21 protein-coding genes are annotated in these 25815 nt (G+C 71.3%); 12 read left to right on the top strand and 9 right to left on the bottom strand.

What is annotated here, in order from left to right; all coding sequences use genetic code 11:
• Positions 1–89: 89 nt before the first annotated feature.
• Positions 90–746 (bottom strand): histidine phosphatase family protein, encoded by a 657-nt coding sequence (locus tag J2853_RS02575; RefSeq protein ID WP_307554534.1) that lies wholly within the window; start codon positions 744–746, stop codon positions 90–92.
• A 335-nt stretch (positions 747–1081) separates the two neighbouring features.
• Between J2853_RS02575 and J2853_RS02570 the strand changes: the two genes are divergently transcribed.
• Positions 1082–2707 (top strand): FAD-dependent oxidoreductase, encoded by a 1626-nt coding sequence (locus J2853_RS02570; RefSeq protein WP_307554532.1) that lies wholly within the window; start codon positions 1082–1084, stop codon positions 2705–2707.
• Positions 2708–2774: 67 nt separating this feature from the next.
• Positions 2775–4001: a cytochrome P450 gene (locus J2853_RS02565; protein WP_307554530.1), complete on the top strand. Its 1227-nt coding sequence runs from the start codon at positions 2775–2777 to the stop codon at positions 3999–4001.
• Between the two features lie 42 nt (positions 4002–4043).
• Here J2853_RS02565 and J2853_RS02560 read toward each other — a convergent pair whose 3' ends face one another.
• The 6 genes from J2853_RS02560 to J2853_RS02535 all read right to left on the bottom strand — a co-directional run bounded on the left by J2853_RS02560 (position 4044) and on the right by J2853_RS02535 (position 13223).
• Complete coding sequence (locus tag J2853_RS02560) at positions 4044–4661, bottom strand: hypothetical protein (protein WP_307554528.1); 618 nt, start codon at positions 4659–4661, stop codon at positions 4044–4046.
• 243 nt (positions 4662–4904) lie between these two features.
• The gene (locus tag J2853_RS02555; RefSeq protein WP_307554526.1) at positions 4905–5807 is read right to left on the bottom strand and encodes an AEC family transporter; all 903 of its coding nucleotides are present in this window, start codon (positions 5805–5807) and stop codon (positions 4905–4907) included.
• Positions 5808–6024: 217 nt separating this feature from the next.
• Entirely contained in the window at positions 6025–8283 is a 2259-nt protein-coding gene (locus J2853_RS02550; protein ID WP_307554525.1) for a prolyl oligopeptidase family serine peptidase, read from the bottom strand.
• 394 nt (positions 8284–8677) lie between these two features.
• Positions 8678–10531, bottom strand: a complete 1854-nt coding sequence (locus J2853_RS02545; RefSeq protein ID WP_307554523.1) for a hydantoinase B/oxoprolinase family protein — start codon at positions 10529–10531, stop codon at positions 8678–8680.
• 7 nt (positions 10532–10538) lie between these two features.
• The gene (locus J2853_RS02540; RefSeq protein ID WP_307554521.1) at positions 10539–12611 is read right to left on the bottom strand and encodes a hydantoinase/oxoprolinase family protein; all 2073 of its coding nucleotides are present in this window, start codon (positions 12609–12611) and stop codon (positions 10539–10541) included.
• Positions 12612–12776: 165 nt separating this feature from the next.
• Positions 12777–13223 (bottom strand): hypothetical protein, encoded by a 447-nt coding sequence (locus J2853_RS02535; RefSeq protein WP_307554519.1) that lies wholly within the window; start codon positions 13221–13223, stop codon positions 12777–12779.
• A gap of 148 nt (positions 13224–13371) precedes the next feature.
• Here J2853_RS02535 and J2853_RS02530 point away from each other — a divergent pair, with 148 nt between their 5' ends.
• The gene (locus tag J2853_RS02530; protein ID WP_307554517.1) at positions 13372–14271 is read left to right on the top strand and encodes a thymidine kinase; all 900 of its coding nucleotides are present in this window, start codon (positions 13372–13374) and stop codon (positions 14269–14271) included.
• Here J2853_RS02530 and J2853_RS02525 read toward each other — a convergent pair.
• Complete coding sequence (locus J2853_RS02525) at positions 14190–14888, bottom strand: DsbA family oxidoreductase (RefSeq protein ID WP_307554515.1); 699 nt, start codon at positions 14886–14888, stop codon at positions 14190–14192. The two genes, J2853_RS02530 and J2853_RS02525, sit on opposite strands and share 82 nt — an antisense overlap.
• 196 nt (positions 14889–15084) lie before the next feature.
• Positions 15085–15207 (bottom strand): hypothetical protein, encoded by a 123-nt coding sequence (locus tag J2853_RS02520; protein ID WP_307554513.1) that lies wholly within the window; start codon positions 15205–15207, stop codon positions 15085–15087.
• A gap of 71 nt (positions 15208–15278) precedes the next feature.
• Here J2853_RS02520 and J2853_RS02515 point away from each other — a divergent pair, with 71 nt between their 5' ends.
• The 9 genes from J2853_RS02515 (at position 15279) to alc (ending at position 25804) form a co-directional block, all read left to right on the top strand.
• Complete coding sequence (locus J2853_RS02515; protein WP_307554511.1) at positions 15279–16106, top strand: GntR family transcriptional regulator; 828 nt, start codon at positions 15279–15281, stop codon at positions 16104–16106.
• Positions 16107–16177: 71 nt separating this feature from the next.
• A complete protein-coding gene (locus J2853_RS02510) occupies positions 16178–17857 on the top strand; it encodes an APC family permease (protein WP_307554509.1) in 1680 nt (559 codons plus the stop codon).
• Positions 17858–17899: 42 nt separating this feature from the next.
• Positions 17900–19954 carry a PfkB family carbohydrate kinase gene (locus J2853_RS02505; protein WP_307554507.1) on the top strand — a complete coding sequence of 685 codons (2055 nt, stop codon included), beginning with the start codon at positions 17900–17902 and terminating at the stop codon, positions 19952–19954.
• On the top strand, positions 19951–20736 hold the full coding sequence (locus J2853_RS02500) for a nucleotidyltransferase family protein (RefSeq protein WP_307554505.1): 786 nt from the start codon (positions 19951–19953) through the stop codon (positions 20734–20736). Before J2853_RS02505 ends, J2853_RS02500 begins: the two co-directional genes overlap by 4 nt.
• Entirely contained in the window at positions 20723–21682 is a 960-nt protein-coding gene (locus J2853_RS02495) for a metallophosphoesterase family protein (protein WP_307554503.1), read from the top strand. The genes J2853_RS02500 and J2853_RS02495 overlap by 14 nt, the downstream gene beginning before the upstream one ends.
• Complete coding sequence (locus J2853_RS02490) at positions 21657–22250, top strand: SLOG cluster 4 domain-containing protein (RefSeq protein ID WP_307554501.1); 594 nt, start codon at positions 21657–21659, stop codon at positions 22248–22250. The genes J2853_RS02495 and J2853_RS02490 overlap by 26 nt, the downstream gene beginning before the upstream one ends.
• Before the next feature lies 1 nt (position 22251).
• Complete coding sequence (allB, locus tag J2853_RS02485; RefSeq protein WP_307554499.1) at positions 22252–23667, top strand: allantoinase AllB; 1416 nt, start codon at positions 22252–22254, stop codon at positions 23665–23667.
• Positions 23664–24407, top strand: a complete 744-nt coding sequence (locus J2853_RS02480) for an aspartate/glutamate racemase family protein (protein WP_307554498.1) — start codon at positions 23664–23666, stop codon at positions 24405–24407. The genes allB and J2853_RS02480 overlap by 4 nt, the downstream gene beginning before the upstream one ends.
• A complete protein-coding gene (gene alc, locus J2853_RS02475; protein ID WP_307554495.1) occupies positions 24404–25804 on the top strand; it encodes an allantoicase in 1401 nt (466 codons plus the stop codon). Before J2853_RS02480 ends, alc begins: the two co-directional genes overlap by 4 nt.
• Positions 25805–25815: the final 11 nt, after the last annotated feature.

The raw sequence follows: 25815 nt of genomic DNA, 5'->3' as shown, positions 1-25815 counted from the left end.
CCTCAGGACGGCCCACACGTCAATGGAACGGGGGAAATCCGTTCTCAGGCGATGTCCTCCGCGAGGGCCCGCGCCGCCGGAGACCCCGGTCAGAAAGACGTTCTCCGCAGGTGCCCGGTGTCGTTGAAGACCTCGGCCTTGGAGTCTCTCCACACCGAGACCGAGGCGTTGCGGACCGGGATGAACTCCTCGAGGGCGTTCATCGGAACACCCTCGATCACATGTCTGAGAATCAGCACCACGGAGTCGTGCGCGACGATCAGCACCCGGCTCCCGGTGTGCTCGGCGCGCGACTCCTCCAGCGCCTCACGCAGCCGGTCGGCGACGTCGGGGAAACTCTCCCCGCCGGGCGGGCTCCACCCGGCGAACATCCGCGACCTCAGATTCTCCGACTCCTCGGGAAACCTCTCCCTGATCGCCGCCATGTTCATTCCCGACCACTCCCCCATCTCGTGGTCCCCGAACCGGGCGTCCAGCCGGACCTCGGGAGACGCGTCCAGCTCGGCGGCGACGAGCTCCCAGGTCTGCACGGCCCGCAGGTACGGCGAGCACAGAACGAGGTCGGGCGGGTCCTCTCCCGCCAGGCGGCGCCCCAGCTCCGTGGCCTGTTCCCTGCCGAGCGGGCTCAGCGACACGCCTCCGTCCGGACGGGTCAGGGCGATTCCCACACCCTTGCTCAGGGCCTCGTCGAAGGCCGCGTTGGACTCGCTCTGACCGTGCCGTACCGCAGTGACCGTAGAAGGCATGCCACCAGCGAACCCGTCCACCCCTCCGCAGGCAAGGCCTGACTCCCGGAGTGCCGGGCTCAACTCCCGGTGGGACGACGCGGCGACCCGGCGCCCTCCCTCTCGTCCCGGAGTGGGGAAGAACGGGGCCCGCCCCCCTCCGCAAGGCTGTGACCTGGGAAGTTGATAGAGTTTGAAGCAGCCGGACACGAGTAGTGGGACGGGTGCGGGACGAGTCCGGCGCCCACCTCGGGCGGGTGATCCGCGACGTCCGACCTCACGGCCGACGGCTCGGGGGGCGTGCCACCCCGCCGCCCGCATGCGCGGTCACCCCTGTACGGAAGGGGACGGTCCACATGAGAGTCGTCGTTGACCTCACGCGCTGTCAGGGATACGGGCAGTGTGCCTTCTTCGCCCCGGACGTCTTCAAGATGCATCATGCGGAAGCGCTGATGTACGAGCTTCACCCGGACGACGCGGAACGCGGGCGGGTCCTGCGCGCGGCGGCGGCCTGCCCGGTCCAGGCCCTGGTGGTCGACCAGGTGGACACTCTGGGAAGACCGAAGGAGACCGGGCCGAAGAAGGCCGCCGCGCCCCGCGCCAGGCGCGGGAAGGCGCTGGAGGGGGTCGGCCGCATCGTCATCGTCGGCGCCTCCCTGGCCGGGCTGCGCGCCGCGGCGACGCTGCGCAGGGAGGGCTACGAGGGATCGCTGACCCTGATCGGGGACGAGCCGTCCGAGCCCTACGATCGCCCGCCGCTGTCCAAGCAGGTCCTGACCGGGCAGATGCCCGCCGAATACACCGCGCTTCCCCGGCGCAGCGAGTTCGACGCCGAGTGGCTGCGAGGGCAGAGGGCCACCGGGCTGAACCTGGACGGCAAACAGGTCCTTCTCGCCGACGGCCGGGGGGTCGAGTTCGACCGCCTGCTGATCACTACCGGGGTGCGTGCCCGGCCATGGCCGAACGAGGCGGAGGCGGCCCTGGACGGGGTGTTCGTGCTGCGCACCCGCGAGGACGCGGCCCTGCTGCGGCAACGGCTGGCGGCCGGCCCCCGCCGGGTGCTGGTGATCGGCGCCGGCTTCAACGGTTCGGAGGTCGCCTCCGTCTGCCGGGAGCTGGACCTGCCGGTCACCGTCGTCCAGCGCGGACCGGCTCCGATGGTGGACGCGCTGGGCGGGGTGATCGGTGCGATCGCGGCGGAGATGCAGCAGGAGCACGGCGTGGACCTGCGCTGCGGTGTCACGGTCACGGCTCTGGAAGGAGACGGGGCCGGACGGCTGCGCCGCGCGCACCTGTCCGACGGCAGTGCGATCGACGTCGAGGTGGCGGTGGCCGCGCTCGGCGCGGAACGCAATGTCGAATGGCTGGAGGGCTCGGGGCTGGCCGCCGGCGTGTGGGGGGTGAGCTGCGACGCGGGTTGCCGCGCCTTCGACGCCAACGGCCTGGTCACCGACGACATCTTCGCCGCGGGGGACGTGGCGCGCTTCCCTCACCCGGTCTACGAGTACCAGTTCCTCTCCCTCGAACACTGGGGCAATGCGATCACCCAGGCTCAGGTCGCGGCCCACAACATGATCAGCGCGGCGAGCGACCGCTGGCCGCACCTGTCCCTGCCCGTCTTCTGGTCCGCCCAGTTCGGCACCAACATCAAGTCCGTCGGAGTGCCGAGCTTCGCCGACGAGGTCGCCGTCACCCAGGGCTCGGTCGCCGACCGCCGGTTCGTCGCCGCCTACGGTTACCGGGGCCGCATCACCGCGGCGGTCACCTTCGACCAGGCGATGTCGCTGGAGTTCTACCAAGGACTGATCGAGCGGGCCGCGCCGTTCCCGCCCGACTTCGACATGACCGGCCGGCCCGCCAAGGTGCAGGTCGTCCCGGCGGAGATTCCGAACCGGGTTTCCGCCACCCAGGGCGCCACCGTGGTGGTGACCGGCCACAACCCGGACGAACGGCGCGCCACGTTGGTGCGGCGGGACCCGTGACACCGAGGACCCGGCGCACGGGCCGGCCCCGTCTCATGGAGTCCAGAGGTCAAGGGAGGCCATCCACATGGCACAGACCGGTGCCTTCGAACAGATCCTCGACTACTCCAACCGCGCGGATCCGTACCCGCTCTACGCGGAGCTCCGCAAGACCCCGGTGGCGCGGCAGTCGGACGGGACCTACGTGGTCAGTACCTACAAGGAGATCGTCGCCCTGCTGCACGACCCGCGGGTGAGCTCCGACCCGCGCGGGATTCCCGAGCTGACCGCGGTGGGGGCGGCACCGGGCGAGGAGACCCCGGAGTTGCCGCCCGCCTTCATCCGGCTCGATCCGCCCGGCCACGACCGGCTCCGGTGCACGGCGATGAGACATTTCGGGCCTCCCGGCACCCCCGGCCGGGTCGACGGCATGGCACCCAGGATGGCCGAGATCGTCACGGACCTGATCGACGGCTTCGACGGCGGGAACCGGGCCGACATCGTCGACGACTTCGCCTACCCGCTCCCCGTCACGGTGATCTGCGAGTTGCTCGGGGTGCCCCGCGAGGACGACCGGCTCTTCCACCGGTGGTCCCAGACGATCATCGAGGCCAACGACCAGACGACCGGTCCCCTGCCCGAACGTCAGCGGCGGCGTTTCTCCGCGACGGCCGAACTGGGCCGCTATCTGAAAGGGCTGGTGGGCGCCCATCGCCGGCATCCGGGCGACGACCTGCTCTCCGCCCTCGCCCTCGACGCCGACATGCCGTCGGACGACCTGCTGAGCACCGCGGCGCTGCTGCTCATCGCCGGTCACGAGACCACCGTCAACCTCATAGCCAACGGGGTGCTCACCCTCCTGCGCCGTCCCGAACTGCTCGAACGGCTGCGTCACGAACCCGACCTGGTCATCGGCACGGTCGAGGAGCTGCTGCGCTACGACCCGCCGGTTCAGGCGCTGGCCACCGGGAGGAACGTGCTGTCCGACATCGACCTCGCCGGCACCACCATCCCCCGGGGCTCCGTCGTCACCCTGCTCCTCGCCTCCGGCAGCCGCGACCCCGAACGCTTCCACGACCCGGACCGCTTCGACCCCGACCGCCAGGACAACCAGCACCTCGGATTCGGCGGCGGCATCCACTACTGCTTCGGCGCCCCGCTCGCCCGGATGGAGACGCAACTCGCGCTGACCGAACTCACGCGCCGGCTCGTCAACCCACGGCTCGTCACCGACCCGCCGCCCTACCGGCAGCACCCGTTCCTGCGCGGTCCTCGCCACCTCCCCATCGCGTTCGACGGCATCGTCCCGGCGTGACGGCGACCCCCGCGAGGCCCGCCCGTCGCGGCGCCCGAGGATCTACGAGCGGGGTTCGCCGTACCAGCGCCAGGTGGTGAGACGCGGGTGTCCGGGCAGTTCGGCGCGTCCGGTGGCCCACAACAGGGTGGACCAGGGGTCCGTGGTCCGCGGGGCGTCCGGGAACAGCCGGGTGAGCACCCGCGAGCACAGCTCGGCGGGCGGGTTCCAGGTGAGCCCGAGCCCCTTGGCCAGGTCGTGGGTATGGACCAGCGTCTCCACGATTCCCATCGCGGCGAAGCCTTCCGGGTCCGACGCCCCGAAGACGTGGTGGGCGCGGACCTGCGACGGCGTCGTGCTCACCATGGCGACCAGCAGGGCGCCGCTCGCCTCCAGCACCTGCAACAGCCCGGCAGGCCCCGCCGCACGGTCGGCGTGGACGGTGTTCGCGGGACCTCCGGGTCTCCGCCTCTCCACCGCGAAGGGGACGTAGCCGTCCAAGGGCGGGGTCCTGAGACCCAGTTGGGCGGCGTACGCGAAGAGGTCGTCGCTGAGGTGCTCGACCGTCTCCCAGCAGTCCCACTCCAGCGAACCGGCCTTGCCGTCCCAGGCCGCCGGGGACGCCTCCCGGAGGGCGCCGACGGCGAGCCGGACGGCCCAGTCGAGATCGTCCGCGGTCACGGGGGATGACGACGGTCCGATTTCGGGTGATCGAAGCATGCCAGGAACCGTATCGCGGGCTCTGAAGGCCAGGTCCTCCGGGGCGCCGGAGGGTGAGCACCGCGTCCACGGCCCCTGGGCACCGGCCCGCCACGACCTGATGCGGCCCGGAAGCACCGGCCGCCACGACCTGATGCGCGGCCAGGAAGCGCCTGCCCGCCGAAACCCGGCGGGCGACCCTCGAACCTCGTCAGGCACCCCGGGTCAGCCCAGCAGCCAGCCGATCCCCGCGAGGGTGAGCATCGACAGCGCGGTGCTGGTGATCACGGTCCCACGCGCCACCGAGTCGGCCTGGCCGTATTCGCGGGCGAAGATGTAGGCGTTCTGCGCGGTGGGCAGCGCCGCGCAGACCACCAGCGCGAGCAGTTCGGCCGGACGGAGCTGTGCCGCGAGCCCGAACAGGTACGCCAGCAGCGGCTGGGCCAGCAGCTTCAGCGCCGACAGTCCCAGCACCTCGGCCCGTTCCCCCGCCAGGGCCGGGCCGCGGACGGTCAGGGAGAGCCCGATGGCGACCAGGGCGGCGGGCACGGCGGCGTCGCCGAGCAGGGCGAGCGGATCGGCGATCACCGATGGCGGACGCCAGCCGGACACCGAGCAGAGCACGCCGGCGGCCATACCGAGCATCACCGGGTTGCGCAGCGGCAGGCTCGCCAGCCGGGCCGGCCGGATCCTGCTGCCCGCGCCCCTGTCCAGGAGCGTGAGCACCACGGGAGTGACCACCAGGACCTGGAACAGCAGCACCCCGGTCAGGAAGGTGGCGTCGCCGAGCACCTGCAACGCGACCGGGATACCGAGGTTCGCGGAGTTCACGTAACCGGCGGTCATCGCGCCGATCGTGGCCTCGCCGGGCTTCCGGCCGAAGATCCGGCGGCTCAGGACGAAGCCCACGGCCATGGTCACGACGGTACTGGCGGCGAAGGCTCCCAACGCGGGCACGCTGAACGACAGCCGGGTCCGCAGGAGAACGGAGAACAGCGCGGCCGGCATCGCGAGGTGGAAGACGAAGCCGCCGAGCACCCGATCGGCCTCCGCGCCGAGCAGCCGGAAACGCCCCGCCGTGAAACCGAGCAGCGCCAGTACCCATATAGGAACAAAAGCCGCAACCAACGGAAGACCATCACAATTTTCTCGACCAGGCAGGAGGTGAGCGTATCTTGCCGATCTTGACAGCCGGGAACCGGGGCGCGGGGAGCACCGGAAGACACCGCGTCGAAGGGGGCGACGGCGCTCGACGGCAAGGCCGCCGCAAGACCCCCTGACGGCCGCCCGTACGGCTCGCGCCCGGCGGCCGTGGGTCGCGGAGCAGGTCAGGCGGTGACGCCGATCAGGGCAGCGCAGGGGTGCCGGGGCATCCCAGGCCTGTGTGGGCGGCGCAGAAGGCGAGGATGTCGGCCTGCAGCGCGCTCCAGCGGGAGGCGGCACGTGGTCCGTGGCCGACGCCTTCCTCGTAGCGCAGCAGGACGGGCTTGCCCGAGGTGCTGGCGTGCTGGAGGGCGGCGGTCATCTTGCGAGTGTGCATGGAGTCCACGCGCGTGTCGTGGTGCGGGCTGGTGAGGAGCACCGCGGGGTAGGCGACGCCCGGCCGGACCCGGTGGTAGGGGGAGTAGCCGAGCAGGGTGTCGAACTGGTCGGCCTCACCGGGATCGCCGAACTCGGCGACCCACCACGGGCCCAGGCCGAAGCTCGGGTAGCGGACCATGTCCAGGACCGCGGCGGAGCAGGCGGCGGCGGCGAACAGCTCGGGGTTCTGGGTGAGGGCCGCGGCCACCATGAGCCCGCTGTGCGAGGCCCCTTTGATCGCGAGTTGCCGCGGGGTGGTCCACCGGTGGTCGATCAGCCAGCGGGCGGCGGCGACGAAGTCGGCGAAGGCATTCGGTTTGTTGGCGCCGCGACCGGCGGCGTGCCAGCTGGTCCCGTACTCGCCGCCGCCGCGCACGTTGGCGATCGCGTAGGTTCCGCCGGCCCTCACCCACGCCAGGATCGTGGGCGAGTAGGCGGGAAGGCAGGAGGCTCCGAATCCGCCGTAGGCGGTCAGGAGCGTCGGACGGGGACCGTACGCCGGGGGGCCGGAGGCCGGGAGCCGGGTCTGCGCCGGGAGGATGAGATACATCTGCACCGGGGTGCCGTCGGGAGAGGTGTAGGTGACCTGACGGATCAGCGGGGGCGGTTGCCGCGGATCGGCCCCCGGAGAGGCCGAGTCCACGAGGACGGGGACGGCGGGCCGGCAGCGCCTGTCGCGCAGGTTGAAGCGGTAGACGGCCGGGGCGGTGACGAAGTCGCTGTAGCTGAACCACGCGTCCTCGCCGCCGCGGGCAGGCGCGGTGAGCTTGGTGACGGACCCCGGGCCCGGCGCCGGCACCTCTGTGATCATGTGGCCCTCGCCGTCGTGCAGGGACAGCTCGGCCACGCCGTGGCGGGATCGGCTCAGCAGCAGATAGGCCTCACCGGAACCGGAACCGGAGTCGGGATCAGGATCGGGACCGGAGCCCGTGGCCGGGGTGTGGAGCGGCACGCAGCCGGTGAGCACCGCGGGCGGGTCCTGGGCGATCAGGGTGCGCCATGCCGCGGCCCGGGGGTCCCTCAGGTCGACGGCGCACAACCGGCCGAACGGCGCACCCGCATCGGTGATCGCGTAGACCCGGCCGCCGGGGCCGAAGGTGAGCACCGCCTGAGTGCCGTCCGCTCTCCCGTCGTGAAGGAGACGCGGCCACAGGAGGTGCTCTCGCCCGGCGGGCACCCCGGCCAGCCAGAGCGTGTTGCCGCTCTGCGCTCCCGGCGCGCAGCTCAGCATCAGCCACCGCCCCTCAGGGCTGATCTTGACCGACAGTTGCGAGGAGGAGGTCTCGAAGACCACCGCGTCCTCGTCGGGATCCTGGCCGATGCGGTGCAGCCGGACCTGGCGTTTCGGCGCCACGACGCCGGACCCGATCTGGTACAGCCCGGCCGCGCGCCGGGGCGCCGCGCCCGGGGCCCGGGCCTGGGCGAGGGTCACGTAGTAGAACCCGTCGTCGTCGGCCAGCCACGCCGTCGGCGTCGCCCGGCCCGGAACCAGCGGGCCGTCGACGGTCTGGCCACTGGACACGTCCATCACCCACAGCGTGGGGTGCTCGTCACCTTGGTAGGAGAGCTGGTAGGTCAGCAGGTCGCCCGTCCACGACGGCCGCCAGGCGTCCAGCGTCGTGCGTCCCGACGGATCCACCTCCAGGGGATCGACCAGCGCACGAGGCGGCCCGCCGTCGGCGGAGACCATCAGCACGGGCAGTTCCTGATCGGCCGCGCGGTGGAGGAAGAAACGACGCCCGGCTCGCCACAGCGGCGGTGTCACCGCCGGAACGGCCACCGCGCCGTTGCCGGCCAGCTCCGCGACCACCCGGTGGAACATGGCCCGCTGCGGCCAGGTGGACTCGTGCGCCGCCAGAAGATCGCCCTGGGCGGCCAGCCATGCCGCGCACTCGGCCCCTTCGCCCGACTCCAGCCAGCGGTAGGGATCGGCCACCGGGCGTCCATGCAGTTCTTCGACCACTTCTTGACGTCGCGCCCCGGGGTAGACGATCCGTTCCTTGTCCCCCTCTTGCCATGCCATTGTCATCGGCTCGCCTCACCTGATCGTGATTCCGGCCGGCGGTGGGCTTCCGCACGGGAAGCCCACCGGCCTCTGAGGTCTTCAGCGGCTGTGTTCAGTCGGTGTTTCCGTCGACCAGCTCGGTCCGCCAGTCTTCGACAGAGACGACCTCATCAGCGAGGATGCTCATGACATCGAGTGGGAGTTCGGTCATGGTCTTCTCTTTTCTTTGCCGGTTAATGGCCTCCTTCTGGGGCGTTCATGGTGAAATACGCCCAGCTTGACGCCATTGATTACTAATCAACTATATTCCTCCGATTTGCCTTACCTGCCTATGAGGATGACGGACTAGCTCGGTTAAAATTTTCACCTGTGAATGGTCAAGCGCCGTATTCCCGGAATAATCGCGACGGCCTCACAGGCGGTCCACCTCCGCGTACGGCAGGCCGCCCGACAGCGACGGGAACCCGGGACCCCGGTCGAAGAACGGGGCTTCGGCGGGGACGCGGGCACGCGACTCGGCGCGGAGGCGGCTCGTACCCTCCTCGTCGACCGACGGATCGTCCGCGGGGCCGCACAGGATCACCCCGTAGTCGTCACGGGCCCCCTCGGCCGAGACCTTGCCGTCACGGACGTCGGCGGCCACCAGCGCCGGATCGCGGTCCAGCGGCGAACCCCAGCCGCCACCGCCCGTGGTGCGCACACGGACGACCTCGCCCGCGCGGACCGGCGAGTCGTCCACCAGGCCCTCCATCACCCGGCCCTCGATCTCCACGACGAACGGCCGGCCTGCCCGGCCGCCGTTCACCCCCCAGCAGGACAGGATCGAACGGTCGGCGATGGACATGAACGAGGCGTCCCGGAGCATCCGCAGATGCTTGTCGTAGCCGAGACCTCCCCGATAGAGACCCGGGCCACCGGAGTCCCGCGCCAGGCCCAGTCGCTCGACCCGGAACGGCCAGCGGGACTCGGCGAACTCGACCGGGATGTTGCGCGAGTCGGGGACGACGTGGATGGTGTCCTCCCCGTCGGCGTACCAGCGTCCGCCCGAGCCACCGCCGAGGACCTCTCTCATCAGGTACGGCGTGCCGCCGGCGTCCTCGCCGTAGACACCCGTGTAGCGGATGGTCTCCTGGTCGGCGGGCATCCGGCCGCCGGTCGCCTTGGCCAGCACCCCGGCCAGCACCCCCAGCAGGCGCAGGATCACGAACGTCCGGGCGTTCGTGGGCGCCGGGAAGATCGGGGTGAGCAGGGTTCCCTTCTCCGGGAACCTCATCTCGATGAGGGGGACGACTCCCTCGTTGACGTCCAGCTCCGCCATCCGCTCGGGGGTGTCGGCCAGGTTGCGCAGGATCGGCGCCAGCCACTTCTTCAGGAACACCCCGTCGGCGTAGTCGCCCGCGTGGTTGATCGGCCCCTTGGCCTGCGGCGACGTGCCGGTGAAGTCGATGACGAGCGGAGGCGTGGCGGTGTGGTCGACGATCAGGGTCATCCGCTGGGTGTGCAGGCGGGGCTCGTCCACCCCGTCGTGCTCGGCGTAGTCCTCCCACACGTGCGTGCCCTCGGGAATCTTGGCCAGCAATTCCCTGCGGAACGTCTCGGTGGTCTTGGAGATGATCGCGTCGAAGCAGTCCTCCACCGCCTCGCGCCCGTAGCGGTCGAACAGCTCCCCCAGCCGCCGCGCGCCCATCAGGCAGGCCGAGCACTCGGCGTCCAGGTCACCGGCGAGCGAGTCGGGCATCCGCGAGTTACGCGTCATGATCGTGAGCGCCGCCCGGTTGGGCACCCCCTCGTCCCACAGCTTGATCGGCGGGACCATCAGTCCCTCCTCGAACACGCTCCGCGCGTGACTCGGCATGGAACCCGGCACCGACCCGCCGATGTCGTCGTGATGGCCGAACGCCTGCACGAAGGCGACCACCGCCCCCCGGTGGAAGACAGGGACCGTGACGCACAGGTCGGGCAGATGCCCGATCCCGCCCTCCGACAGGTAGACGTCGTTGTGGAAGAACACGTCGCCGGGCTTCATCTCCTCGGTGGGAAAGTCCCTGACGACGGGCTGGACCAGCGCCGAGTAGGACCTGCCGGTCAGCTTGCGCAGCCGTACGTCATGGATGCCCGCCCGGAAGTCGTGCGCGTCGCGGATCATCGGCGAACGGGCGGTCCGCGCGATGGCGGTCTCGACCTCCCTCTCCACCGACGCCAGCGTGCCCTCGACGATCTCCACCAGCACCGGATCCGCCATCTTCCCCGGCCGCTCCGTGCTCATCGGTCGCTCACCACTCCTCACGGCGCACCTCCAGGTTTCCGAACGCGTCCACGGTGGCCGTGAAACCGGGATGCACCGGGAGCGTGGACCCGTACTCCTCGATGACCGCGGGACCGGCGATCGCCGTCCCGGCGGCCAGGGCGGCGCGGCGGTGGATCGGGGCCGGGCCCCATTCGTCGTAGAAGACCTCGCGGGCCGCCGCCGGTTCGGGGTCCGCCACGCCGTACGGCCTGCGCCCGATGACCGGGCGGGTGATCGGTCCGATGCCCGAGACCCGGAGGTTGACCCACTCGACGCCGTGCCGGGGGTCGTCCCGGTAGCCGTACCCGTAGAGCCTCCGGTGCGCCTCGTGGAAGCGGTCCAGCACCTCGGCCCGCCACGCCTCGTCCAGCGGCCCCGCCGGGGCGGGCACCCGGACCTCGTAGGCCTGGCCGTAGTAGCGCAGGTCGGCGCTGCGGGCGTAGACGTGCCTGCCGGCGGCGAACCCCTCGCGGTCGAGGGCCTCGGCCGCCTGTCCCTCCAGGTCGCCGAAGATCTCCGCGGCGGCGGGCAGGGAGAGGTCGCGGGTGACGAAGGTGCGCACGTAGTCGTTCTTGACGTCCACCGTCAACAGCCCGAACGCCGACACATTGCCCGGGTCGGGCGGGACGATCACCGACGGCAGCCCGAGGATGTCGATCAACCGGCAGACCAGCAGCGGCCCCGAGCCCCCGAAGGCGACCATGGGGAAGTCGCGCACGTCCAGGCCGCGCTTGGCGGTGATCTGGCGGATGGCGTTCGACTGGTTGAACGCGCTGATCTCCAGGATGCCGGCCGCGGTCCGCTCGGGGGTGAGCCCGATCTTGCCCGCCAGCGCCTCGATTCCCTGGCGGGCGGCGTCCGCGTCGAGCGGGATCTCCCCGCCGAGCAGGTGCGGGGGAACCCGGCCGAGGAAGACGTGCGCGTCGGTGACGGTGACCTCGGTGCCGCCCTTGCCGTAGCAGAGCGGACCCGGATCGGCCCCGGCCGAGCGGGGACCCACCTTCAGCGTGCCCTCGGGCGAGATCCACGCGACGGATCCGCCTCCCGCCCCCACGGTGACGATGTCGATCATCGGGATCTTGCAGGGGTAGCGGCCGATGCTGCCCTCGGTGGTCAGCGAGGGCTCCCCGTCGACGACCACCGCGACGTCGGTGGAGGTGCCGCCGCCGTCCAGGGTGATCACCGAGGGGCGCCCGGCGGTGGCGGCGATCAGCGCCGCTCCCAGCGCGCCCGCGGCCGGGCCGGAGAGCACGGTCGTGATCGGCTGGTTCACGACCTCGGCCGCGGACAGCACGCCGCCGTTGCTCTTCATGACGGAGAACGGCAGGCCGCTCCCGCCCGCCTTCTCCAGCCGTTCGGCCAGGTTGGCGATGTAGCGGCGCATGGTCGGCTTGACCGCGGCGTCCACCAGCGTGGTGACCGACCGTTCGTACTCGCGGTACTCACGCAACACGTCGCTGGAGATCGAGACGACCGCGCCGGGGTGCTCCCGCTCAAGGACCTCGCGCATGCGCAGCTCATGGCCGGGGTTGGCGTAGGAGTGGAGGAAGCACACCCCGATCGCGGTGATCCCCCGCTCGCGGAACCACCTGGCCGCCGCCACGGCCTGCGCCTCGTCGAACGGCCGGACCTCGGCGCCGGTGTGGTCCAGACGCCCGCCGACGGTCTTGATCCGGTGCACCGGAACGATGCGGGGCGGTTTCACCCAGAAGTAGGAGTTGCCGTAGCCGTCCGGGACACTCTGCCGGGCGATCTCCAGGATGAACTCGAAGCCCTCGGTGGTGATGAAGCCCAGATCGGCGATGCGGTCCTCAAGGAGCTGGTTGGTGGCGACCGTGGTGCCGTGGACGACGGCCGACACGGCCTCCATCCCCGATTCGGCGCCGGTCTCCGCGCTCGCCCTCCGCAGGACCTTCCGTACCCCCTCCATGAATCCGTCGGCCGGATTGGCAGGGGTGGAGGGAGTTTTGGTCGTGGTGATCTCACCGGACTGTTCGTCCACCGAGACCACGTCGGTGAACGTGCCTCCGGTGTCGACGCCGATACGGACGCTGCGCATGCCCCCGTGTCTACCCACTCCCGCGGCGTCCGCAAATCGGCGGACCCTGCCGAAGCTTCGCCCGGTCCTTGGGCAGTGTTGGCGACCGCGAGGCCGTCGGCGGCGGCCTTGACGGAGCCGGAGCGAGGATGATCGCAGGCGGTCGCGACCCCGGCCCGGACGATCTCAGCGGCGGCGGGGACCCATGGTGGAGTTGATCACCGCGTCGGCGTCGTGCGCGTGGATTTTCGCGGCGAGCCTGATGGCGATCTCGTTCGTGCGGCGCAGCTCGGATTCGACCCGGTCCTTACCGGACTGACCGACCTGCACGCCGAAGTAGGCGCCGATGATCGCACCCGACACCCCGACGAGGCCGGCGAACGCGGCGTTCGTGTCCTCGCTGCGCAGTGAGATCACCACGAACCCGATCAGGATGACCACGAGTCCCGTGATGACAACGAGGAACCCGTACCGCCAGCGGGCCGCCTCGGCCTGGGCGGCGACGGCCTCGTCCTCGGTCATCATCGCCGCGAGCGCCGTGGGCATCTCCGAGGTCTCCGCGGTGGAGGGACCGGAGGTCGTGGTGGCCGGGGTCTTGCCGAGGGGCGGAGCGGAGTTATTGGTGGTCGTCACAGGTTCTCCCACTTTTTGATAGGCAAAAGGAATCTCCCACGCTTTTCACAACCAAGCCAAGTCAGGCTATGTCAGCACAGGACCACACACCTCTACCGACGCACCGCCTGCCCAAACAGTCCCATGTGACCCACTAGGCTGGCCCCCCGTGACCGAATTGTCTGCGCTCTCCGCTGTTCCCGTCGGCTCCAGGGATGGAGTGCTGCGCTTCTACTTCGGCCCAATGGACTGCGGCAAGTCCACGTTGGCCCTTCAGATGAATTACAACCACGGCCGCCAGGGCAGGCGAGGGCTGGTGCTGACCAAGCACGACCGCTCCGGCGGTCCCCAGGTCACCAGCCGGATAGGGCTGGGCAGCGAGGCCGTCGAGGTCGTCGACGACCTGGACCTGGTGGCCCTGGTCCGCGCGCACGAGCGCATCGACTACGTGATCTGCGACGAGGCGTGCTTCTACACGGTCGCCCAGATCGAGCAGCTCGCCGACCTCACCGACGACTTCGGCATCGATGTCTACGCCTTCGGCCTGGCTTCGGACTTCCGCTCACAGATGTTCCCGGCCGCCCAACGCCTGTTCGAGCTGGCCGACGAGATCAGCCGCCTCCAGGTGGAGGTCCTGTGCTGGTGCGGGCGTCCGGGACGGCTGAACGCCCGGGTGGTCGGCGGCGACCTGGTGCGCACCGGCGAGCAGGTGGTCATCGGCGACACCGGCGCCGACCCGATCCGCTACCAGGTCCTCTGCCGTCGTCACTACCGCTCCGGCGACCTCGGCCTCTCCAGCTGGACCCCTCACCCCGCCGACGTCATGAGCCGGGCCACGAGCGACACCGCGAGCGAGGTGGCGAGCGGTACCTCGAACGGGGTGACGGGCGAGGCCACGAGCGACGCCGCGAAAAAGGTGAGGGGCGAGGCCGCGAACGGGGTGGCGGGCGAGGACCCGCCCGCCGCCCCACCGGCTCCGCACCGCCGTCAGACGGCGCAGACGCCCTCGTCGTCGCAGGCGTCCCCGCCGGCCGCCGCGGCCTTGACGGCCCTGGCCGCCGGGGTCTGACCGGTACGCTCGGCGACCTCTTCGAGCGCGGCGAGCAGGGTGTCCTCGGGCTGGGCGCCGGAGACGGCGAACTGCCCCTCGAACAAGAACAGCGGCACCGAGCTGACGCCGAGGGCGCGAGCCTGGGCCAGTTCCTCCCTCACCTCCGCCACGCCGTCCTGCCCTTCGAGATCCACCCGCACGCCGAGCTCGGTGGCCAGCGTGGCGAGGGCCTCGCGCGAGCCGATGTCGAGCCCCTTGGTGAAGTGGGCCTGGAAGAGCGCGTAGAGCGCCTCCTGCCCCTTGCCCTGCTCGCCCGCGAGCCGGATGAGGCGGTGCGCGTCGAAGGTGTTGGCCTGGATCGAGTGATCGAAGTCCAGGACCAGCCCGTCTTCGGCGGCGACGTCGGTCACCCTGCCGAACATCTGCGCGGCCCGCTCGGCCCCGCCGAACTTCTCGGCAGCCCATTTGAGGGTGAGTTCCCCGTTGGACTCCGTATCCGGGGCGAGCTGGAACGGCCGGAACTCGACCTCCACCTCGCCTCCCTTCGCCCGGTAGCGCTCGACGGCACGGGCGAAGCGCGCGTGGCCGATGTAGCACCAGGGACAGACCACGTCTGAGTAAATTTCAACCTTCACACCTGGCTGCAACCCGCCCGGAGACCCGCTGATTCCGCCGCCGGGACCGTCATCCCGGCGGCGTCGCGCGACCAGGTTCGTCCGCGGGCCCGCCCGGCCACAGGAGCGGGTACCCGCGGCTCCCGGAAGCCCCCGGATCCGGACCGCAAACCGTCCCCCGCCGCGCGTGCGGCTCCCTCGTCGAGGGCCACCCCGGTCACCGCCGGGGAAACGGCTCGGCGACCACGGATTCGAGCCGAGGCACCTCCGGCCGCACCGCGATCCAGGCGGCGAGCACGTCAAGATCCGACGCGTTTCCCCAGGTCAGAAAGTAGATCACATTACCTTTCCGCCACCAAAACGCAATGTGAGAGTGATACATTAGAAACTTATAATCTTTACGTTTCGCATATGAGACCGTCTGCGTCATGGGACCCGTCATCCACTGAACCACCAGGCGAAATCGATCGCGGGTCCTCACTCCCCTACCACGAGCAGATCTACCGGCTGCTGCTCGACATGATCGTGTCCGGACGTCTCGTTCCCGGCGGCAAACTCATGCAGGAGAAGGAGTACGCGGCCCGTCTGGGGGTCAGCCTCGCCCCCGTCAGGCAAGCGATCCTGGCGCTTGTCAAGGACGGCTACCTGACCAGGACCCGCGGTCGCGGGACATACGTCCGGGAGGCGAAGGTCGGCACCCGGATCCAGCTGCTGTCCAGCTTCACCGCCACGCTCAAGGCGACCGGGCTGCCCACCGCGATGCGCGTGCTGACGGCGGAGACGATCCCCGCCGGCGATCCGGCCGGCGAGGCCCTGCGGATTCCGGACGGCGCCGAGCTCTTCCGGCTGCGGCGGGTGGCGTTCCTGGCCGGCGAACCGGTGGGGCTGCTCACGGCGTCACTGCCGGTGTCGCTGTTCCCCGGACTGCCCGGCATGGATCTGAGCGGCTCCCTGTACCACCTGCTGGAGGAGCGGTACGGGACGGTGATGACCTTCGCCCGCAACGTCATCGAGGTGGTGCGGGCACTCCCCGAGCAGGCCACCCACCTCCAGGTCCCGGTGGGCGAGGCGCTCCTGCGCGTGCAGGGCGTCACCCATGACCAGCACGGCACCCCGGTGGAGTTCTCCCAGGTCCTCTACCAGGCCGACCGGTTCCGATTCGAGATCGAAAGTCACCCCCAGCGCGGAGCGGGCTTCCCGGCCCGCGCCGCCGGCCTTCCCGACGACGCCCCCCATTGACCCGGCGGCTTCACGGCTGCCCTACTCCATCGCTCCACCGCTTCACCGCTCGACAGAGAGGGGCCATTGCCGTGGCCACACCGATCAAACTACCGGCGTCCTCTTCCGACAGGCAGGCCGGCGTCTTCGTCCGCAACGCCACCGGACTCATCCGCGAGGTGTCGTTCTTCGACGCCTTCGTCATGAACACCTTTGGAATGAACGTCGCGGTCGGCGGCGTCTACCTGTTCCTCCAGGCGCAGACCGCGTTCTCGGGCGGCAACATGCTGCTCGCGGTGGTCATCGGCACGTTGCTGATGGCGTTCACGCTGCTCCGGGTGTATGCCGAGTTCTCCGCCGCCATGCCCCGTTCCGGCGGGGACTACGTCTTCGTCAGCCGGACCCTGCACCCGATCGTCGGCTTCCTGCTCTCGTGGAGCCAGGGCCTCTGGATGATCTTCTTCTGGATCGGGTTCAACGCCTACTTCGCGCTGACCTTCGCGGTCCCGGCGGCGCTGGCCACGCTGACCTCGGTCACCGGCCAGCCGGTCTGGCTGAACATGAGCAACGGCCTGCTCGGCAAGCACGACCTGTTCGGCGTCACCACCCAGTGGTGGGTCCTCGGGCTGGGCACGATCATCACCGTCGGCTTCGGCGTGCTCATCGCGGCGGGCGGGCAGCGGTACTGGCGGTGGCAGAAGTTCCTCTTCGCGATCGCCGGTCTCAGCCTGCTGCTCTCCTTCGCGCTCCTGCTCTTCAAGGGCGGGCACATCTCCGCCGGCTGGAACGAGTTCGCCCGCGGCAACCACGGGCTGACCTTCAACCAGATCATCCCGGCGGCGGAGAAGGCCGGCTACACCGGCAACAGCGCGCCGTTCAGCCTCGCCGACACCGTGCTGATGCTGCCGTGGGTGTTCTTCGTGGTCGGCTACGCGCAGGGCTCCGCGCAGATCGGCGGCGAGATCAAGCGCGCCTCCAAGACCCAGTACCGGGCGATGGTCGGCGGCGTGCTGGTCAACGGCCTCGTGCTCGCCCTGATCACGCTCGTGCTCACCAGCCACGTCAGCTCCCAGTGGCTGGGCAGCCTGGGGTACCTCTCCAACGCCGACCCCGGCGCCCTCGGACTTCCCGCGGGCCTGCCCCCCGGCTTCAACTTCCTGGCCGCGCTGCTGACGCACAACGTCGTCCTGCTGCTCATCCTCGGCGTCGGTTTTGTGATCTGGGCGGTGATGGGCACCCCGCTGTCGACGATGCAGGCCACCCGTTACATGCTCGCCTGGTCGCTGGACCGTACGGTGCCGCAGAAGCTGGGTGAGGTCAGCGAGCGGTTCCACACCCCGGTGAAGGCCATCGCGCTGTGCGCCGTCACCGGCGAGATCGCGCTCATCGCGCTGGTCAACTGGTCCGACGCCAGCCTGCTGGGCGCCCTGCTGGCCCAGATCCTGGCGTTCATCGTCGTGGCGCTGGCCGGCGTGGTGTTCCCGTACCGGCTGCCCGGCGTCTGGGAGTCGGCGGGCGGGAAGCGGGTGTTCGGCATCCCCGCCGTGGCGCTGGCCGGAGCGGGCGGCGTGCTCGCCCTCGGCACGCTGATGGTCATGTTCATAGCCAACAACACGATCAACTCGACGTTCGCGGTCACCCGGCAGCTCTCGCTGTGGTTCATGTTCGGCGTGGTCGTCACCGGGGTCGTCTGGTACGTCGCGGCCCGCCTGATCAACCGCAGGCGGGGCGTGGACCTCAGCCTGGTCTTCCGGGAGATCCCGCCGGAATGACCTCCGCCCCATCCGCCTGACGATCACGAAGGAGTTTCTCAGATGCATCCGACCGGTACGGCGGGCACTCGGCGAGTGCTGGTCATCGGCAACCTCACCATCGACGACATCGTCCGGTCCGACGGTACGGTGCGGATGGCCAGCCCCGGCGGCAACGCGGTCTACGCGGTGCTCGCGGCGCGGCTGTGGAATCCGGAGACGGGGATCGTCGCCAGGCGTGGCGACGATCTCCCACCCGCGATCATGGACACCCTCGGCCGCCTGGAGGTGGACACCTCCGGGGTGCGGACCGTCGACGGTCCCACGGTCCGCAACTGGGTGGTCTACGAGGAGGACGGGCGGAGACACTGGCTCTACCGCACCCCTTCGGAACGTTCCAAGCAGGTGGCGGTACGGCCCGGCGACATCCCGGAGAGCCTGCTGCTCGGCGACCCGGCCCCGGTGGTGCACGTCGCGGCCATGCCGCTGCCCGCGGCGGCCGAGCTCGTCGAGCACATCAGGGCGCACGCCCCGGGCGCGCTGATCACGCTGGACACCCACGAGGACTGGGCCGACCCCGACGCCGTCGTGGAGCTGGCGACGCGGACCGACGTGTTCGTCCCCAGCAGGGAGGAGCTGGCCGCTCTGGCCGGCTACGACGACCCGGTCCGGGCCGCGGCGGAGCTGCGGCGGCGGGGCGTCCGCGCCGTGGTGGTGAAGCTGGGAGCCGAGGGCGCCCTGATCGACGCCGAGGGTCTGCCCGAGGTCGAGCGCGTCGGCGCCTACCCGGCGGACGCGGTCGACACCACCGGCGCCGGCGACACCTTCTGCGGGGCGATGGCCGCCGCCCTGGGCGCGGGCCTGTCGCTGCCCGAGGCCGTTCGGCGCGGCGCGGCGACCGCGGCGTGGGCGGTGGAGGAGTTCGGCTCGCTGGCCCTGGCCCGGCTCGACCCGGAGACCGCCCGGCAGCGGTTCGCGGACCTGACGGCCGGTGCCGCGCGCATCGGCGAGCCGTCCGCGACGCCGTACGACATCGACGTCATGCGCCGGGAGATCGCCATGATCCCGGACGTGATCGCCCGGCACCTGGCCGACCCGGACGGACAGGTGCAGCGGATCGCCCGGATCCTGACCGGCCGCGGCGTCGAACACCTCTTCATGGTCGGCTGCGGCGACTCCTACTTCGCCGGCCTGGCCACGGCGCTGGCTTTCCAGCGGCACACCGGGATCTCCGCGAGCGCCGTGCACGCCCTCGACTTCGCCCGCTACCAGGTGCGTTACCTGCCGGAGCGGAGCGCGGTGGTGTGCGTGTCGTTCTCCGGCAAGGTCGGCCGCACCACCGAGGCGGCGATGCAGGCGCGCCGGTTCGGGCACCTGACCGTCGCGCTGACCAACAACCGGGGCGGCGCGCTGGCCGAGGCGGCCGAGCTCGTGCTGCCGATCGACGTGCCGACCCTGGGCTTCTCCCCCGGCACCAGCACCTATCTCAGCATGGTCGCCACCCTGGACGACCTCGCGCTGCGCTGGGCGGAGGCCCGGGGCCGCGGCGTCCGCGCCGCGCGCGCCGCGCTGCGGGCCGTACCGGAACTGGCCGAGCGGACCCTGGCGGACAACGCCGGACCGGCGGACAAGGCGGCGCGGTCGCTGGCCGGGCACGGCTGGATCACCTTCCTCGGGGCGGGGCCCAACGAGTCCTCCGCGAAGTTCGGGGCGGCCAAACTGTTCGAGGGCCCGCAGGTGGTCGGGGTGAGCACCAACATCGAGGAGTGGGCGCACGAGGAGTATTTCGTCAGCTCGGCCGGCACGCCGGTGGTCCTGGTGGCCCCCTCCGGGGCCAGCGCCGACCGGGCCGGGGAGATCCTCAGCGAGCTGGACTTCATCGGGGCCCACCCGATCGTCATCAGCGACGTCGCCCCGGAGCTGCCCGCGCTGCACCTGCCGCTGGCCGCCCGCGTGCCCGAGGAGTTCTCGCCCCTGCTCGCGGCGCTGCCGCTGAGCCTGATCGGTTTCCACCTCGCCGAGGTGCTGGGCAAGAAGAGCTACAACTTCCCCAGCGAGGCGGCGAAGACCGAGCACTACGACACGATCCACCGCATCGTGATTGGAGAGCCGGCATGACCACTGCCGTTCCACTGGCCGACATCGAGGCCGAGGCGACCCGGCTCACCGCCGCGTTCGCCGAGCTCCACCTGGCCGTACGCCTCATCGGCGGCCTCGCCGTCGCCCGGCACCGGCACCGCGACGTGCCGGCCGCGCTGCGCCGCGACTACGGCGACATCGACGTGGTGATCCATCCCAAGGAGGGCAAGGCGTTCCGGGCGGCCATGACGGCGCTCGGCTACGTGCCCAACGTCCGGTTCAACAACATGCGCGGCGACCGGCGGATGCTCTTCACCGACGAGCCCAACGACCGCAAGCTGGACGTGTTCGTGGGCGGCTTCCAGATGTGCCACAGCATGGATCTCGCCGACCGGCTCTCCCTGCATCCGGCGACGCTCGCGCCCGCCGACCTCCTGCTCACCAAACTGCAGGTGGTGGAGGTCAACCGCAAAGATCTCACCGACGCGCTGACGATCCTGCTGACCCACGAGGTCGGGGCCCCGGACGTGCCCGCGGAGAACGACCACGTCAGCACCGACCGGCTGGTCAGGATCACGAGCGCCGACTGGGGCTGGTACACCACCTTCACCGACAACCTCGCCCGGCTTCCCGCCCTCGCCGCCGAGCTGCTCGACCCCGCCGAGGCCGAGACCGTCACCGGCCGGGCGCGCGGGATCGGCGACGTGCTCGCCGCGGCCCCCAAGTCGCTGAAGTGGCGGGCCCGCAACACGGTGGGCCGCCGCATGGCCTGGTACGACCTCCCCGATGAGATTGGAGGGCCGATCGATGCGCAGTCGTGAGGTCAAGCTCTTTTTTGCCACGGACATCCACGGTTCGGACCGCTGCTTCCGCAAGTTCGTCAACGCCGGCAAGTTCTACGGCGCCGACGTGCTGATCATGGGTGGGGACATCACCGGCAAGATGCTGGTGCCGATCGTCGAGGGCACCGGCGGGAGATACCGGTCGCACCTGTTCGGCCGGGACCGGGAGGTCGGGGCCGAGGAGCTGCCCGCCCTGCGGAAGCTGATCGCCGACGCGGGCTTCTACGCCTACGACACCACCCCCGACCAGATCGCCGAGTTCCGCGACCGCCCCGAGCTGGTCCAGGAGACCTTCCGCAAATACATGCACGAGACGCTGTCGGCGTGGATGTCGCTCGCCGAGGAGCGGCTGGCGGGCACCGGGATCATGTGCCTGCTCGCGCCGGGAAACGACGACCCGCTCTTCGTCGACGACGTGCTCGGCTCCTCCGACATGCTGATCAACCCGGAAGGACAGCTCGTGGAGCTGCCCGGCGGCTTCACGATGATCTCGGTCGGCTACTCCAACCCGACCCCCTGGGACTCCCCCAGGGAACTGCCGGAGGACCAGCTGGCCGAGCGCATCAACCGCGAGGCCGTCAAGGTCCCCGACCCGTCCAAGGCGATCTTCAACCTGCACGTGCCGCCCAAGGACACCCCGATCGACCAGGCCATGGCCCTGGACGCGGAGTTCCGGCCGGTGCTGAAGTCCGGCAGCCCTGTGATCACCGGGGTCGGATCGCAGGCCGTACGCGACGCGATGGCCACCTACCAGCCGCTTCTGGGCCTGCACGGGCACATCCACGAATCCCGCGGCGAGGCCGGCATCGGCCGTTCCCGTTCCATCAATCCCGGCAGCGAGTACTCGGAGGGCGTGCTGCGCGGCGCGCTGATCACCCTCTCCACCAGGAAGGGGCTCCGTGGATACCAGCTCGTCGCCGGATGAGACGCCGCCGGGGCCGCCCCTCGTGGCGGTCATCGGATCGGCGCGGCTGGAGGAGCCCGACCCGGCCTGGCGGGAGGCCCTCGCCCTCGGCTCGGCCCTCGGCGGCCGGGGCTGGCGGGTGATGACCGGCGGGTACGGCGGGCTGATGGGCGCCGCCGCGCGAGGCGCCGGGGAGGCGGGCGCGACGGTGATCGGGCTGCCGATGCGGGGGTGGGCCGAGCTCACTCCGAGCCCGTGGTGCACCGAGCTGCGCTGGGCCGACGACTACGCGCAGCGATTGCGCCACCTGCTCACCGCCGACGCGGTGGTGGCGCTGGCCGGCGGGGTGGGCACGCTCGGCGAGGCGGCCGTGGTCTGGTCCGCCCTGCAGACCGAGCCCGGCGCCGCCCGGCTGGTGCTGCTCGGCCCGCGATGGCGCCGGCTGCGGGAGGCGTTCGCGGCCGAACTGGTCATCGGCGCCGACGACCTGCGGCTGGCCCCCGTGGCCGAGGACACCGGCGAGGCCGTGCTCCTTCTGGAACGGGTTCTGGCCGGCGGCCCGGCCGTCGTCCCGGCGCCCCGGGGCTGACATGAGCCCGCCTTCCGGCACTCCGGCGGCCCCGCCCGGGGCGGCAGTGCGGAGCCGGCCGCCGGACCTGGTGATCCGGGCCTCCCGGGCGGTCACCGATCACGGCGAGGTACCGGCCACCGTGTCCGTGCGGGACGGGCGGATCGTCGCCGTCGAGGTCCTCCCCTCCCGGGCCCCGGCGGGAGCCGCCGCTCAGGTGATCGAGCTCGGCCCGGACGTGGTGCTGCTGCCCGGCCTGGTCGACTCGCACGTGCACATCGGCGAACCGGGCCACACCGACTGGGAGGGGTTCGACACCGCGACCCGCGCCGCCGCCGCGGGCGGGATCACCACGCTCGTCGACATGCCGGTGGACAGCGTCCCGGCCACGGTCGACGTGGCGGCGCTGGAGGTCAAGCGGGCGGCGGCCACCGGGCGGTGCCACGTCGACGTGGGCTTCTGGGCCGGGGTGACCCCCGGCAACACCGGAGAGCTGGAGGCGCTGCACCGGGCGGGAGTGCTGGGTTTCAAGTGCTTCCTGGCCGACTCCGGGGCGCCGGACCTCCCCCCGCTCTCACCGGCCGGGCTCGTGACGGCGATGCGGGCCCTGCGCCGGTTCGACGGCGTCCTGCTCGTCCACGCCGAGAGCGACGCCGAACTCGCGGACTGCCCGGCGCCGCGGGGGCGCCGCTACGCGGATTTCCTGGACTCGCGACCGGCACGGGTGGAGGAGGCCGCCGTCGCCGCGGTGATCGAGGCCGCCCGCGTGACCGGGGCCCGGGCCCATATCGTGCACCTGTCCGGTGCCGGCGCGCTGCCACCGATCGCGGCCGCCCGCCGCGACGGCGTGCGAATCACCGCCGAGACCTGCCCGCACTACCTGTCGCTGACCGCCGGGGAGATCCCCGACGGTGCGACGGAGTTCGCGTGCTGCCCGCCGATCCGGGACGCTGCCAACCGGGAGCTGCTCTGGTCCGGGCTGTCCGGCGGCGTGCTCGACCTGGTCGTCTCGGACCACTCGCCCTGCGCGGCGGAGCTCAAGCACCGTGACACCGGCGACTTCGGCGCGGCCTGGGGCGGCATCTCCTCGCTCCAGCTCGCGCTGCCGATCGTGTGGACCGAGGCCCGCCGCCGCGGGATCCCCCTGACCGACGTCGTCCGGTGGATGAGCGAGCGTCCGGCGCGCCTCGCGGGGCTGGCCGCCAAGGGCCGGATCGCCCCGGGGTACGACGCCGACCTGTGCGTCCTCGCCCCCGACGAGGGCTTCACCGTGCGCCCGGAGGAACTGCACCACCGCCAGCCGGTCACCCCGTACGCCGGCCGGCACCTCTACGGGGTGGTCCGCCGCACCTGGCTGCGCGGCCGCGACATCGACCCGGCCCACCCCGCAGGCCGACTACCGACCCGCACGGCGAACCGCCTGGAGGACGCCTCATGAGAATCCTGGTCGTCAATCCCAACACCTCACGGTCCATGACCGCCACCATCGCGGAGACCGCGCGGCGCGCCGCCTCGCCCGGCACCGAGATCCTCGCCGTCCAGCCGGGCTACGGCGCGGAGGCGATCGACTGCGCGATGGAGAGCTACCTCTCGGCGGTGGCGGTGATGGACCGTGTCCTGACGATCGGCGAGCCGTACGACGCGGTGGTGATGGCCGGGTTCGGCGAGCACGGGCGGGAGGGCGTGCAGGAGATCGTCGACGTCCCGGTGCTGGACATCGCGGAGTGCTCGGCACACGTCGCGCAGCTGATCGGCCGCAGCTACTCGGTGGTGACCACCCTGCAGCGCTCCGTCGGGGCCATCGAGGACCGGCTGCGGCTCGCCGGCCTGGCCGACCGGTGCGCCTCCGTCCGCTCCTGCGGGTTGTCCACCCTGGACGTCGATCGCGACCCGGCCGCGGCGATGGAGGCGATCGTCGCCGAGGCCGAGCGCGCGGTACGGCTCGACCACGCCGAGGTGATCTGCCTGGGCTGCGGTGGCATGGCCGGGCTGGACGAGGCGATAACCGCCCGGCTGGGGGTTCCGGTCGTCGACGGCGTCGCCGCCGGCGTGCGCCTGGCCGAGGCGGTGGTCGGCCTCGGCCTGCGGACCAGCAAGGTCTGTACGTACGCGTCCCCCGAACCGAAGACGATCGCCGCGTGGCCGCTGTCGGCGTACCTCGGCACGGAGGTCCGATGAACACCGGAACGCCCGAGCCCACCAACGTCGCGAACAGCGAAACGCCCGAACCCACGCCGGCCGTGATCGCCGGAGCGACCGAACCCACCAACGTCGCGAACACCGGAACACCCGAACCCACGACGACCGCCGACACCGGAACGCCCCCGCCCCCGGCGACCGGCACGGTCCGCGTCGATCTGGCGTCCCGCTGGCTCGGCGGCAGCGTGATGGCCGCCAGTGACGAGTCGTTCGGGTTGAAGGAGAACCTGCTGGTTCCGGCCGCCGCGGACTTCGTCCCGGGCCGCTACGACCACCGCGGGGAGATCGTCGACGGCTGGGAGACCCGGCGGCGACGCGGTGAACCCGGCCACGACTGGACGATCGTCCGGCTCGGCGCACCCGGAGTGATCACCGAGATCGACGTGGACACCAGCTTCTTCACCGGCAACTACCCGCCGGCCTGCCGGATCGAAGCCCGTGGGACGGAGGGCTACCCGGGGGCGGACGAGCTCGCCGGCACGGACGAGGGATGGATCGAGATCGTGCCGCGGAGCCCGTTGAAGGGCGACGGCCACAACCTGTTCGCGGTGTCGGACCCCCGCCGGTTCACCCACGTCAGGCTGTCGATCCACCCGGACGGAGGGGTGGCCAGACTACGGGTCCGCGGCGAGGTGGTGCCCGATCCCCGGCGCTGGGACGGCGTCACCTTCGACCTGGCCGGCCAGGAACAGGGCGGCCTGGTCGTGGACAGCAGCAACGGCTTCTACACCTCCGCCGAACTGCTCAACCGCCCCGACCGGGCGCGCACCATGGGAGAGGGCTGGGAGACGAGCCGCCGCCGTGACTCCGGACACGACTTCGCGGTGATCAGGCTCGCCGCGACGGGCCGGCTGCGCCAGGTGGAGATCGACACGAGCCACTTCAAGTACAACGCCTCGGCGGAGGTCGAACTGTACGGCCGTGCCACTGACGCCCCCGGCACCCCGAACGTCCCCGGCTCCCATGATTTCCCGAGCTCCTCCGACAATGCCGCGTCGCCACCCGGGGCCGGTTCCCCGCTCTGGTCGCCGCTGCTGCCCCGTACCCGGCTCCAGCCCGACACCAGGCACCTGTTCACGCTGCGCGAACCCAGTGCCGCGGTGACGGCCGTACGGATCGACGCGTTCCCCGACGGGGGCATCTCGCGGATCCGGCTCGTCGGCACGGTCGAGCCGTCCGCCCGGCGCGACGCCGGGCTCCGCTGGTTCAACACGCTGCCGGCGGACCAGGCCGCGTACTGCCTGGCCGAGGCGGGCGTGTCCGAACCCGACATCGCGCGACTGCTCGCCGCCCGGCCGCTCGCCGGAAACCTCTCCTCCTTCCTTCCCGCGGGGAGCGCCGGGGAGATTCTCGGCTCCTGGATCGTCGGCCGGTAGGCCACCGTGTG

Source organism: Streptosporangium lutulentum, from assembly GCF_030811455.1.
In the GTDB taxonomy this organism is placed as follows: domain Bacteria; phylum Actinomycetota; class Actinomycetes; order Streptosporangiales; family Streptosporangiaceae; genus Streptosporangium; species Streptosporangium lutulentum.
The sequence above is the reverse complement of the archived record's forward strand: the minus strand, read 5'-3'. Positions and strand labels throughout refer to the sequence as shown.